Genomic DNA, 13,536 nt, shown 5'->3' with positions numbered 1-13,536 from the left:
CCTCTTCCGACAGGCGTCAGTTGACCGCCCGCTCGGTGTTCTCGAAGCGTATGGCGGGTTCGGCTGCGACCGCCTGCGCCTTGCGTGATGACGCAACGCCAATGTCAGCCCAGCGATTGATGAAGCGCCGCGCGGGATTTTCGAAATAGGCGTAGGTGCGATCTGCGATGATGGTGAGGACCGCACAACATGCCAGGGCGTACAGGCCAAACTGATCCGGGCGCAGCTCGAGCCAGGTCCACAACGGCTTGAACACGGCAATAAGGACCGCATCGTGCAGCATGTAGATCGCGTATGAGGTGTTGCCGAGCCGTCCAAGCAGGCGCGCGCCCGGAAACTCCTTGAAGGCGCTTTCGCCGACCGCGGTGAGCAGGATGGCGCAGGAGAACAGCAGAATGGCCAGATCCGGCTTGGCGAAGACGTTGAGGACGAGCACGGAAAGGCCGAACACGCCGATGCCGGCGAAGACGACCGGCTTGCGCCGGTAGGGACCCGACATCCGGAACAGAATGGCGAGCAGGATGCCGTTCAGGAAGCTTGGCAGCGCGCGGAGCATGCCGTAGTCGAAATTGGCACCATACATCTGCGACCGTTCCTGCCAGATCGGCAAATGGCCGTGGGCAAGGACCAGATAGAGCGCCGCCACGATTGCGCCGAGCACGACTGGCTGGACCTTGCGTGCAAGCAGCATCAGGAGCGGAAAGATCAGATAGCAGAAGAATTCCGCGCTGATCGACCATGACGGCGAGTTGAAGCTGAGATGATTGGTGACGCCCCAGGCCTGGAGCAGCAGGAGATTGTACAGGAAATCCAGCGAGGTTGACCGCGCCGTGCGCTCCAGACCGACGCCGATGAGCACCACGAAGATGAGCAGGCTCAGCAGGTGCAGCGGATAGATCCGCGCGATGCGCCGGATCATGAACCGGGAATACGCCCGTACGCCGCGCGCGTCGGAAGGATAGGAATAGGAGATCACGAAGCCGGACAGGATGAAGAACATGTCCACGAACAGGCCAAAGGACCCGTTCCAGGTCGGCGAAATGCCTGGGTCGATCATCTTGAGATGGAAGATGAAGACACCGAGGGCGGCAACGAAGCGATAAAAGTCGAGGACGACAAAACGTCTTGCTTCACTGGCTTCCATCGGGCGTCGAATTCCTTGCGGCGTTAGCCCCTTCTAGGGACCAATTGTGACGCAAGTTCGCTGCGATCGCTGGGCGTACAGCACGAACGCAAAGTTGCAGAACACCATCTGCTCGCGAGCAGCGTATCTTCGTCGGTCGAATTGTGCCTCTCGATGAGGCAGGCGCCTAATGAACGGGCCGGAACCTTGGCTGGTCCCGGCCCGCGTGAGATGCAGTTCTGTCCAGTCGGCTCAGACGAACAGGAAATCGTGGCTGGTCAGGCTGCTGACATAGACGTTCTTCAGGAGGATCGAGTCGTTGGCCGAGAACGTGATGAGCGCGTTCGTGCCGGACTGCGTCATCTGCAGGTGGCTGTAGTCCGCGGCCAACAGCTTCGAGATCTGGACCACGTCGTGGTTCGTGCCGTCGCCGGCCTGGAAGTTGAGGATCTGGTCCTGGCCATGATCGTAGGCGATGGTGGTCGAGTTTGGCGCGGCCGAGAACACGTCGTTGCCGGCCCCGCCCTGGATCGTCACGCCGCTCGCGACGGCCGTGACGTTGTGGGTGCCGTCGGTCTTGGTCTGATCGAAGAACTGCAATGCGCTGGCGCTGTTGTAGTTCTCGTGCTGGGTCGTGCCGGCCTGTCCGTTGAAGTTGAACAGGAAGACGTCCTTGGTGCCGTCGGCATTGTTGGCGATCTCCTGGGTCTTGGTGCCGACGCTGTTGTAGATATCGGTCAGCTTGCTGCCGTCGTCGTGGATGACCTGGGTATAGTCCAGAGTGCCGTCGGCGTGGGTCCGCGTGAGCTCGACCAGCTTGCCCGAGGCGTCGAGGTGCTGATGCTGGGTGGTGTAGGACTGCCCGGTGACGTTGTAGTTCCAGTTGTCCGACGTGCCATCGGCATTCTTGATGTAGGCGGCGGTCTTCACGCCGCCGGTGTAGACGGTCGTGGAGTTGTAACCATCGCTCTTGGTCGTGACCTCGCTGGTGATGACGCCGTTGGCATCGTACCAGTCCGAGGTCTTGGTACCGTCTGCACTCTGCACCAGCGTGAAAGCCAGGCTGTTATCGGCGTGGGTGCGCACGATGTTGGTGAGGAAGCCGGTCGTATCGTAGGTGTCGTGCTCGTTGGTGTAGTTCTGGCCGACGACGTTGAACTGGAACACGTCCTTCGAACCGTCGGCGTGGTAGTCGGTTTCCGTCTTCTTGACGCCTGATGCGTCGTAGTTGGTGACGACGCTGCTGCCGTCGCTGTTGACGACCTGGGTGTAGTCGAGCGAGTTGTCGGCATGCCAGCGGATCACCTCGGTCGTCTGGCCGGATGGATCGAGGTGCTGGTACTGCGTGGTATAGCTCTGACCGGTGATGTTGTAGCTATAGTTGTCGTGGCTCATGTCCGCGTTGGTGATGTAAGCCGCGGTCTTCACGCCATTGGTGTACACGGTGGTCGAGCTGTAACCGCTCGCCTTCTGGACGACCTCGCTGGTCAGGACGCCGCTGGCGTCGTACCAGTCCGTCGTCTTGGTCCCATCGCTGCTCTGCACCAGCTTGAACGCCATGCTGCCGTCGGCGTGCTTGCGGATCAGCGTGGTGAGGAAGCCGGTCGCATCGTAGATGTCGTGCTCGGTCGTGTAGTTCTGGCCGGTGATGTTGAACAGGAAGACGTCCTTGCTGCCGTCGGCGTGCAAGTTGGCTTCCTTGATGCGCGTTCCCGCGGCATCGTAGTTGGTGATGACGCTGCTGCCGTCGGCGTTGATGACCTGCGTAAAATCGAGCGTGCCGTCGGCATGCTCGCGGGTCACGGCCGTGATCTTGCCGGACGGATCGACGTGCTGGATCTGTGTGGTGTAGCTCTGGCCGGTGATGCCATAGGCGTAATTGTCCTGGCTGCCGTCGGCATACTTGATGTAGGCGTTGGTCTTCACGCCGTTGCTGTAGGTCGTCGTCGAGGTGGTGCCGGCGGCTGTCTGCACGACCTCGCTGGTGAGGGCGCCTGCGGCATTGTACCAATCAGTCGTCTTGGTGCCGTCGGTGGTCTGGACCAGCTTGAAAGCGAGACTGCCGTCGCTGTGCAGACGCGTCAGGCTGGTGAGGAAGCCGGTCGCGTCGTAGACGTCGTGCTCGGTGGTGTAGTTCTGGCCCGTGATGTTGTAGGTCCAGACGTCCTTGCTGTGATCGGCATGATATGTGGTCTGCACCAGCTTGACGCCGGTGGCGCTGTAGGTGGTGATCACGCTGCTGCCGTCGCTGTTGTAGACCTGGGTCGAGTCCAGCGTGCCGTCGGCGTGGCTGCGGGTCACCGAGGTGACCTTCCCGGAGGCATCGAGGTGCTGCACCTGCGTGGTGAAGCTCTTGCCCGTGATGCCGTAGGTGTAGTTGTCCTGCGAGCCGTCGGCGTTCTTGACATAGGCGGCGGTCTTTACGCCGCTCGTGTAGAGCGTGGTGGAGTAATAGCCGTCGGACTTCTGCACGACTTCGCTCAGAAGGATGCCGGCGGTGTTGTAGGTGTCGGTGGTCCTGGTTCCATCGGTGGCGATGTGAACGAATTTCGTCTGCACGCCGGCGGTGTAGCTGATCAGATCCTTTGAACCGTCGGTGTAGGCCACGGTGGTCGAGGTCGGCTGCCCGCTCGAATTGAGGCCGGTGTCGGACTTCGACAGCAGGTGTCCGCTGGCGTCATAGGTCTTCGTGTTGCTCCAGGTCGCGGCCGTATTCGTCACCGAGAACGAATATCCGCCCTGGATCTTGGACAGCGCGCTGCCGTAATGGGCGATGATGTAGTCCATCGTCGCCTTCGAGGCGACCGGCAGGACGTGGGAGTCGGTCAGCGTGATGCTCTGCAGCGCCGTCGAGTCGCTCAGATCGGACAATTGCGGCACGATCTCTGCAGCCGTCCCGCTGACGCTGGTCCGGGTGTCCACGGGAGGCGGCGTGGTCGGGGGCGCGTCGATCTCGATGATCAGCGGGTGATCGCTGACCGGAATGGTAATGGTGCTGACGTCGGTGTAGCTGGCGATCGCCGTGGTTCCCGTCAGCGTGTCGTACACCTTCACCGTATGATGGACGGCGCCGAGGTTCACCGTGACGGTCTGGGCCGCATTGGACAGCTCGGTATCGGTCGCATCGTTCCAGAGCTTCGGCTCGGCCCAGACGACGAGCTCGTAGGCGCCGTTGCTCTTGCCGAGCACCATGCTGTTGCCCGAGGCGGGCATGTTGCTCAGGGTGTAGTTCAGCGGATCAGTCGGCTGCAGGCCGCCCTTGCCGTCGTCGGCCAGAATGGTCGTGAGATTATGAATCGCCGTCGCGGCGAGCTTGGGCGTGCCGTCGGAATTGAACAATCCGAAGTTCGCCTCGGGGTTGGTGTTGGCGGCCGAGGAGTCGCGGTCGAACAGCTCGTAGAGATAAGTCGCGCTGACGCCGGCCTTGTAGGCATCGACCAGCGTGTTCAGGATCGATTTGGCCTGCACCGTCTCGTTGACGCCGAGATATTGGGTGTTGGCCTGCGTGGTGTAGCCGGTCTCGGTGATGACGACGGGCTTTCCCGGTGCCGCGGTCATAACGGCGCTGAGCGTTGCCGCGATGGAGCTGCCGGTGGTCAGGCTGGTGCTGACATAGGCGTGGGCGTTGGCATAGTCGACCGAGCCCGACATGTTGCCGAGCTGGCTGTAACCTTGCGGATCGTTGTAGGCCAATGACAGATTGTAGACGGGGATGCTGGCGAGCGCGGCGTTAGAATTGACGGCCTGATAGAGCGCGCTCTGGAACTGAGCCGCGGCCGAGAGGCTGGAGCTGCCATTGTAGCTGAAGGGCTGGTGATTGGCCTCGTTGAGGCCCTCGATGGCGCTGATGCTGCCCGCGTGGGTCGTCGCGAACTTCTCGAGCGAGGCGATGTATTTCTGAAGTCCGGTCGTCCCCATCTGCGGCAGGGCGGAGGAGACCAGGAAGTCGAACTTGTAACCGGCGGCGGCGAGACCCTCGACCACCGGTTGCGCAGCGGGGCTGGTTCCCATCGCGTCGCGGAGTTGGGTGACGCCGAGATATTTGAGGTCATCGACCATCACCGCGAGATTGTTGTAGCCGGTCCACCCGAAACCGGCATGCGTGTTGACGCCGATGGAGTTGACGAAGCCGTTGGCGGACAGGATGGTTTGATCTGACATTGCTCACTCGATTTCAGCGCGAACGAAATTGCTCGCAGGGATTTGCGTTCAAGCTTCTCTGTCGAGTGTGAATTTCAGATAAAAATGGAAGCTACAAATCGCGAGCGAACTGGGTTCCTTGCGCAGGAACCGATTTGCTCGTGTCGCAGCAGAATATTGATGCGATGCCGGTGCAGCATGGCGTGAGGAAGGCACTTTCAAGATTTTCGCGTTTTGCACTGCTGAATGTATGCGCATGCCGTACGAATACGACGAGTTTGCAATGGAACATGCGGCACTCTTGCAGTGCTCGACACCGGCTAAGGGCACTCATCGCTTCCGCAATCCAACGGGGTCCGTGATCTGCAGTCCGGAATTCCTGCACAGGGCGTTTGCAGATGCCGTTTCTATGGGCGGTTAAAGCACAGGATATACCCGCAGCGGTTGTGTTTGCCCGATGATGGTGCACGCACACGCTGCGGGAGCCGAGACAGGTGATCCGCAGACTGGCCGGTGCAGCGAATCAGCTGCGGCGAGCGAGCATGAGAAAGTCGCCGCGCCATGCGATGACCGCCGTCGCGAGCGCAGCGATCGCGATCTTGCCGGCGAGCCATGCTGCGGGCTCGGTCGGCATCGAACCGAGCGAGCCGATCAGGATCGCGGCCACCAGCGCCTGCACGACCAAGGACCAGCGCGGGAATGCCTCGAACCGCAGCGTCGGACCGAGCGCGACCAGGATCGTTGCAATGGTGGCTAGCGAAGCACAGTTCATCGCCCCCCGCGGCGACAGCCCGGCCGACACCGCGATCAGGGAGAGGGCCACGACGATGGCGAGCTGGCCGGCCGCGACCAGGACCAGCCTGGTCGCCAGCTTCTCGAGGTGGGGGACAACCGCGATCGTCGCCTGCAAATGGGTATGCAGGAAATAGAAGGCGGCGATCGCAGGCGCCGTCTCCAGGAATCCGCCCAGGCTCTCCTGCGGCACCAGGATTCGCGCAGCATCGGGAATGAAGCCGACCAGCCCGCCGAGCAGCACGAGGGTCGTGCAGATCATGAACTCGAACATGCGGCGTGCCGATTGCACTGATTTTGTGCCGGTCCCGTGCTCGAAATCGTCGACCACCTCGGGATAGCTCACGGTGTGGATCGCCGCATTGAGGACCCAGAAGGGGCGTTGCAGCAGGTCGAGCGCGATCGAAAATCCGGCGCCCGCCCCCGTCGCACCCAGCCGGCCGATGACGATGACACGGAGCAGCACCGGCACCGACAAATGGATGACGGACGCACCTGCGGCGAGCATGCCGTAGCGGGAGAAATCCTTCCAGTCGGCGAGCATCGTCCGCAGCGAAACGCGCTCGAGGGGGGTGCGATAGGCCACCAGCCCGGCGACGAGGCTCAGCGCGTGGCCCCCGCTAACGCCGAGCAGCGCCGCTTCGGCCGTTCCTGAAATCGCGGCTCCCGCGGCGGCCCCGGTCAGGAGAGCGGTGGCGCGAAACGCCAGAAGAAAGGACGCGATGCCCAGCCGATCGGACAGGCGGACCGACAGGAAATAGAGATCCGTCAGGCCCTGGAGCACGGATATGCCGAGGCCGAGCGCGATGATCCCTGTCGGGAGCGCGCTGGCCAAGGATGCGCAGCTCCCGATCACGACGAGCGCGCCAGCACTCGACAGGCCTGCGGCGAACAGCGACCACCTCAGCCGCGCCGCCTTGCTCTCCCTCGCCGCCGCCAGAAAGCGCAGTCCGGCAAGCTGCAGCCACTCGAACATCAGGACGCAGAGTAATTGGCTCGAGGCCAGCGTGAAGGAGAAACTGGTGTAGGCGGCGGCGGGCAGCAGATGGCTGATCGCGAAGATCAGGATAATCGCCGCGGCACTCTGATAGACGTAGCCCGCCATCGCGAAGAGGCGTGTCATCTCGGAATGAGGCGCTCCTTGCCGACGGCCGGTCCCTGCGGCGCTTCAGTCATTGCTGCGCGCATGCGCGACATCCGTTGCTCGCGCAATTGCTCATACAGGTTCTTGTATGAAGACAGCACGTCGGCAAATATCCACTTGTTGGTATCGGCGATCAGGCGTCGGCTGATCTCGTCGATCTTGTGCGGATCTGACGCGACTGCGAGCATGCTTTTGGCCAGGGATTGTGGATCGGCGTCGGTCAGCCAGCCCGTCACGCCATGCTCGATGACCTCGGGCATGCCGCCAAAGCGCGTTCCGAGCAGCGGCCTGCCGGCCGCCTTGGCATCTGCGACGACCAGTGGACCGGGGTCGTGCCAGATCGACGGCGCGATCACCACGTCGACCTGCTTGTAGAAATCGTCCGGCACCACGAAGCCCATGAACTCTATTCGCGCATGCGGCGCAAGCTCCCTCAGGCGGCGTTGCTCTTCCTCGCTGACACGGCCGGCGATCATCATCCGGATGCGATCGCGGGGCAGCAGGGCAAGGGCCCGCATGAGGTTGTCGATGCCCTTCTCCTCCGTGAGGCGGCCAATGAACCCGAACGTCACTTCCGTGGTGCAGATCGGACGAGGATAGGGCGCGCGCGGCGGCTCGGTCGACGCGTTGCGGATCACGGTGCGGATCGGCGTCTCCGCGAACATGCCCATGTCGGTATGAATGGACAGCACACGCTCGCTCACGCCGACCACGGCGCTGAGCCAATGCGTGGCCCGCTTGCGATGAAAGCTCAAAATTCCGCAGCTCGTGCAGGTGTGCTCGCAGGAGCGTCCCTTGTCGAAGCGGGAGCAGCGTGGACAGGTCAGATAATAATCGTGAAGCGTATGGAGCACCGGCACGCCGAGCTGGGCGGCAACGCGCCAGATCGCGGTGGTGAGACCCGATAAATTGTTGGAGTGCAGGACGTCCGGCTTGAAGGCCTGGATTCGCTCCGCGATCAGGGGCGCCTGCATTTGCCAGTCGTCGACCGCGTGCCAGATGCTGCGTAAGGCGGCGTTCTTCTGCTCCGTGAAGGGCAGATAGACGTTTCGCACCGGCGCGGAATAGATGTCGATGCCGCTGCAGGTTTCGCGCTCCTGCCCAGGGGACGATGCGGCGCGGATCACCTCCACCTCATCGCCACGCTGCGCCAGGCCTTCGGCGAAACGTCGCGCGAAGATCTCTGCACCGCCGACGATCTTGGGTGCCAGAGGCGTCGGATAAAGCGTGGACGTCAAAAGAACTTTCATCGCATAACCTCATCTCTGCAAAATCGCGCCTACCGCGCCGGACGTATCTCCAGGGCGGGAATGGCACCGTTGGTGGCTGCAATAAGAACCGGCGTGCTCGAAACCGGAATCCAGGCCCCGGATGCCGGTCTTGCGGCCGCATCGCACGGCAGTGCATAGGTTGCGCCGTGCTCATCGCCTTTGAGCCGGATTTCGTAACGTCGATCCGGAGCCTCGGACCAGACCGCAACTCTGCCGCCGGACGTCGTTGATGCATTGATCGACACGACGCCGCTGGCGAGCTCTCGTCGCTCGGCACTCAGGCTGGAGCGAATGAAAGCCCAGGCGCCCTGGGCCGCACAGGCGACGGGCTTTGGCGAATTGTCGAAGCGATAGAGGCCGAAATTGTGCTCCAGCTCCGATGGATTGTTGCCGCTGTCCTTGAGCTCGTAGATCCAGATTCCCTTGAGCCAGCGCGTCGCGGTCGACGCCCACAGGATGAGCTGCGCCGTATTGTCGGCCTGGGCCTGTTCGCTGACGCCGCATTTGTTGGTGGCCGTGGTCCAGCCGGTCTCGGTCACATAGATCGGGAAGTCGGGATTTCCGCTCGCCTGGCCGACGAGCCGGTGAAACGCCGTGAGCCGCTCGATGATTTCGGCCGAGGTGCGCTTGCTCGGGCCCATGCAGAAATTGTAGAGATGGATCGAAGCGCCGTCGGCATATTGCAGAATGCCGGTCCGCAGCATCTTCTCCGTCCATGTCCAGCCCGGATCGTCGCCGAGCGCTCCGACCAGGAAAGGCGCATTCGGGGCAACCCGCTTGACCGCCGGTCGTGTGGCCTCGGCAAGCGCCAGATAGTTCTCCGGTGAGAAGGCGGCATCCTTTTTCGCCGCCAGGTTCCACTCGTTCCAGAGCTCGAAGAGGGGATGCTGCGCCACGACGGATTGCGCCGCCGCAGCGGCATAGTCGGCGAACCGCTGCCGCGCCTCATCGGTCGTCGGCGGCGAGGAATTCGGAACGAGATGATGGCCGAAGGCGAGGATCAGGAGGGGACGTGCGACGCCGGATTTGACTTGCGCCTCGAGCCTGCCGAGCCTGGGCGTGAAGCCCATCCGGCGTCCTCCCACCTCGAAATCGGACCAGGGGAAATCGTCGCGGAAGGCGTTGAGGCCGAGTTGCTTGATCTGGGCGATGTTCTCTGCAGGCACGTATCCCCGCGCGCTCACCGGCCCGCCCAGCCCCTGATGGGTGCCGACCCCGAGCAGGAATCGAGTGTCGAGCGGTTGAGCGTGCTGAGCGCAGGCCGGGACCGACAGAAGAATGGACGAGATGAGGCCCGCGAGGCGGAGGACACTGTCGCGAACCAAGGTGCGTGGGCGTGTCATGGTCTAGATCATGCTCACGCGCGATGCACTGGCGGTGATATCAAGCCCGGCTCAGGGCATCGCCGTCGCGCCTTCCTGCATCTGCGAGGGCAAGCGTGCATGTTGATCATCAGAAATTCTTGGAGAGATCCGACTGCAGCCCCGCCTTCGTTTCGACGGGTGTCCGGTCGTCCTGTAGGAGCTCGATATAGACCTGCTGCAATTGTCCATGCGTCTTCTCGACGTCATACAGCTGCTTGAAGCGGTCGTAGCCGCGTTGCCCAAGCACCTTGAGATCGAGATCGAGCGCTCGCCGGAAACCGTCGACGAGCGGCTGAACGGCGACGGGATCGCAAAGCACGCCGGTGACGCCGTCGACGACGAGCTCGGGCAATGCGCCGCTGCGGAACGCCAGGATGGGCTTGGCCGCGCGCATCGCCTCCAGGGCAACGAGACCGAAGGCTTCCCATCGCGACGGAATCACGACGAGGTCGGCGGCCTCGAGCTGGGTCTCGATGGCCGGGCGGTCCAGCCAGCCCAGCAGGGACACGTTGGACGGGACCGTCGGGCCTTCATACTTGTTGACGACGGAGGCGCCGACCATGCGGACGTCGAGGACATCCTCGAGCGAGCGTGCCGCTTCGATCAGGAGATCAAAGCCCTTCTGCCGGTCCAGGCGTCCGATGAACAGCACCTTGACCTTCTTGGAAGTCCAGTCCGCCGCAACGGGCTGCGGCGTGCGGCTCTTCGAGATGCCATTGTGGACGATGGTGAGGCGGTCGGCAGGAATTCCCGCGCGGACCGCTTCATTGAACTCGTCGCCGGAGATGCAGATGATTCGGTCCGATGTGCGCGCGAGAAGATTCTCCGCCGCCTTTGTCATCACATGACTGAGGCGGCCGGTCTCGCGCGAAAACGCCCAGCCGTGCGGACAATAGACGACGCGCGGTCCGCCCGAGCGGGCCGCCAGCGCGGGCCGAAGCACGAGGCCTGCAAACGAGGAATGCAGGTGCACCACGTCCGGTCTGAAGGCATCCAGCGCTTGCATGCTTGCGCGCAACATCTGGAACAGCCCGGAGACGCTGCGGCCGGATCGATCGAACGTCGTAATCTGGTTGTCATCGATCGCGCCGAGATCGCGACGATGATCCGACGGCACGACATAGTGCACGTTCTCGGCGCCGAAGCTCGCCTGCTGCTGCGGATGCAACTCGTTCAGATAGCTCGCAATCCCGCCACGGATCGTCTCGGCGACGTGCAGCACTTTCATCGTTGGCCTCGCATAAGGCTGCGTCGGAGAGCCGGACATCGTGGATCCCTGTTTTGAGCGTCACTGATGGCGGCACAGTTCCTCGAATACGTAGCGATATTGGGGCGGCGATGTGGTGATGTTGCGCCAAGGTCTTTGGTGCTTGCGATCACCCGCAGCAACGAAAAGAAAAAGTGTCATGGAACTAAGCAAAGGAGCTGCGAGTTGCAAATCCCTTGTGCAAAAACCATTGCGCGCAGCAGGCGAGCTGCGTCGAATTTCAAGCAGCGCTGGCGACGTTCGCTGGGCCGGCGAGGTGATCGAGCAGGGCCTTCGCCGATTTCTTCCACGAATAGAATGTCACGCGATCCCGTTGCCGCATGCGTTCCTGGTCCGAGATCGCGCCGAGTGCCAGTCTTTCGAGCATGAGCTGCTTCAACGCTTCGGCATCAGTGGCGCGAAAATACGCAGCCGCGTCACCGCAGGTCTCCACGACGGCATCGGCCGTCGAGGCGATGACCGGGCAACCGAAGATCATGGCTTCGAGCGGCGGCACGCCGAATCCCTCGTAAAGCGAGGGAAACACGAATGCCGATGCGTGCGCGTACAGCGCCGCGATCTCGCTGTCGGTCAGGCGGCCGGCGAGCAGCAGCCCCGCAGCCCCTTCGCCCGAATTGTCCTGAAACACCTTGCTGTTGTCGCCGCCCACGATGACCAGGGGAACGTCGGCCCGGTCGAGCAGCTGCATGGCACGGATCGCGACGGAAAGATTCTTGTTCTTGGTCCTCGAGCCCACATAGAGGAAGAATTTCTGCGGCTGAACCCCGAGCCGGGCAATGATGCCGAGATCTGGTTTCGTCTTGGCGAAGTGCTCTGCGCTGTTGGGGAAGACCGGGATCGCCGTTGCCGATAGATTCAACACCTCGGCGAGCTCTCCGCGCGAAAAAGCCGATACGGTTGCGATGCTTGCGTGCCGGGCGAGCAGCCGGCCCATCGTTCGGTGAACTGCCAGATAGCGCCAGTTGAAGAAGTCGGGCCGGCGAAAGACCTGGGCGTCGTGGATGACGACAATGTGGTCGCGATGGAAGACGGGACCGGAATTGGCCAGGCTGATCAGGCGGCCTCCGGCAGCGGCGCGCGCGAGATCGATTTGATCCCAGGCATGCCCATGCAACCGGCCGACAGTGCGGATCTTGATCCGATCGAGATCAAGCTTTTCGCTTGCATCCGCGGGCGTCAGCAACTGCCAATCTGCATTGCGCAGCGAGGCCGGAGTCTGCTCGGACGCCAGCAGCACGTCGATGGCCTTGACCATTTCGGCGGCATAGCGCTGAACGCCCGTGAGCTTTTGCGACAGAAAGCGGCCGTTGATGAAGAGTTTCAATTGACTACCACGATGGTTCAGCGGAGTCCCGGCCGGGTTTGCGGGGAGCTCGCGGTGGAGGAACCGCAAGTGAGCAATCGTTAGGTACAGAAATATGACGCAACTCGGCATGGCTCCGAGGCGCCGCATGCATGGCCGGCGCCGCCTTGCTGCGTGTGAGTCCGCAGTGTAGAGGTCGGCAATGACCGATGACACCCACTCCATTCGCAGCGGCTCCCTCACCGCGACCGTCAAGGCGCACGGCGCCGAGCTGTGCTCGCTGAAGGACGGCGGCATCGAATTCCTTTGGCAGGCGGGTCCGGAATGGCCGCGCCACGCGCCGCTGCTGTTCCCGATCGTCGGGCGCCTTGCCGACGACGAATTGCGGCACCAGGGCAAGACGTATCGGCTGACCCAGCACGGCTTTGCCCGCGACAGCCGCTTTGTGTGGGCAGAACGCGGCGAGAGCCGCTGCACCCTGGTGCTCGATGACAATGAGGCGACGCGCGCGCTCTATCCGTTCGCGTTCCGGCTCACGGCTGGCTATGCGATCGATGACACCGGCCTCGATCTGACGCTCACGATCGCCAACACCTGCAAGGAGACGTTGCCGGCGTCGATCGGCGGCCATCCCGCCTTCAATTGGCCGCTGCAGCCCGGCGCGGCAAAGGAGAGCTATGCGCTGACTTTCGCGCGCGCAGAGTCGTCCCCGGTCCGCCGTCTCGATGGTGGACTGCTGCGCCCGGCAGTGGAGCCGAGCCCGGTCAAAGGTGCCGCGCTCTCATTATCCGAATCCCTGTTCACCGACGACGCCATCATCTTCGACCGGATCGAGAGCACTTCGGTCCGCTATGCCGCGGGGCAGGGTGCATCGACGGGGCCCTGGTTGAAAATGTCATGGCGCGGCTTTCGCGAGCTCGGCGTCTGGTCGAAGCCGTCAGGTGCGCCGTTCCTCTGCATCGAGCCCTGGCGCGGCTATGCCAGTCCCGCCGGCTTCCAAGGCGAGTTCACCGACAAGCCGGGGCTGATGCAAATCGCGCCGGGCGCTGAGGAAGAATTATCCTACCGGATTGAGATCGGATCGTCCTGACGCCGGACAGCTTCCGCACGCGTGATCAATTGCGGCGCGCGT

8 protein-coding genes are annotated in these 13,536 nt (G+C 62.7%); 1 reads left to right on the top strand and 7 read right to left on the bottom strand.

Annotated elements, in window-relative coordinates; genetic code table 11:
- Positions 1 to 16: 16 nt before the first annotated feature.
- The 7 genes from JQ566_RS17975 to JQ566_RS17945 form a co-directional block, all read right to left on the bottom strand.
- Positions 17 to 1,144 (bottom strand): acyltransferase family protein, encoded by a 1,128-nt coding sequence (locus JQ566_RS17975; protein ID WP_212374030.1) that lies wholly within the window; start codon positions 1,142 to 1,144, stop codon positions 17 to 19.
- A 231-nt stretch (positions 1,145 to 1,375) separates the two neighbouring features.
- Positions 1,376 to 5,284 carry an RHS repeat protein gene (locus tag JQ566_RS17970; protein WP_212374028.1) on the bottom strand — a complete coding sequence of 1,303 codons (3,909 nt, stop codon included), beginning with the start codon at positions 5,282 to 5,284 and terminating at the stop codon, positions 1,376 to 1,378.
- A gap of 502 nt (positions 5,285 to 5,786) precedes the next feature.
- Entirely contained in the window at positions 5,787 to 7,178 is a 1,392-nt protein-coding gene (locus tag JQ566_RS17965) for a hypothetical protein (RefSeq protein WP_212374026.1), read from the bottom strand.
- Positions 7,175 to 8,449, bottom strand: coding sequence for a glycosyltransferase family 4 protein (locus tag JQ566_RS17960; RefSeq protein WP_212374023.1), 1,275 nt, complete (start codon positions 8,447 to 8,449; stop codon positions 7,175 to 7,177). Before JQ566_RS17960 ends, JQ566_RS17965 begins: the two co-directional genes overlap by 4 nt.
- A gap of 29 nt (positions 8,450 to 8,478) precedes the next feature.
- A complete protein-coding gene (locus tag JQ566_RS17955; protein WP_212374021.1) occupies positions 8,479 to 9,813 on the bottom strand; it encodes a hypothetical protein in 1,335 nt (444 codons plus the stop codon).
- Between the two features lie 109 nt (positions 9,814 to 9,922).
- A complete protein-coding gene (locus JQ566_RS17950) occupies positions 9,923 to 11,062 on the bottom strand; it encodes a glycosyltransferase (RefSeq protein WP_212374019.1) in 1,140 nt (379 codons plus the stop codon).
- Between the two features lie 259 nt (positions 11,063 to 11,321).
- Entirely contained in the window at positions 11,322 to 12,425 is a 1,104-nt protein-coding gene (locus tag JQ566_RS17945; protein WP_212374127.1) for a glycosyltransferase family 4 protein, read from the bottom strand.
- Positions 12,426 to 12,606: 181 nt separating this feature from the next.
- Here JQ566_RS17945 and JQ566_RS17940 point away from each other — a divergent pair, with 181 nt between their 5' ends.
- Positions 12,607 to 13,494, top strand: coding sequence for an aldose 1-epimerase family protein (locus JQ566_RS17940; RefSeq protein WP_212374016.1), 888 nt, complete (start codon positions 12,607 to 12,609; stop codon positions 13,492 to 13,494).
- The last annotated feature ends 42 nt before the right edge of the window (positions 13,495 to 13,536 follow it).

This window comes from Bradyrhizobium sp. SZCCT0231, assembly GCF_018130245.1.
GTDB lineage: Bacteria > Pseudomonadota > Alphaproteobacteria > Rhizobiales > Xanthobacteraceae > Bradyrhizobium > Bradyrhizobium japonicum_F.
Note: the sequence above shows the minus strand (reverse complement) of the source record. Positions and strands in the feature narration are given on the sequence as shown.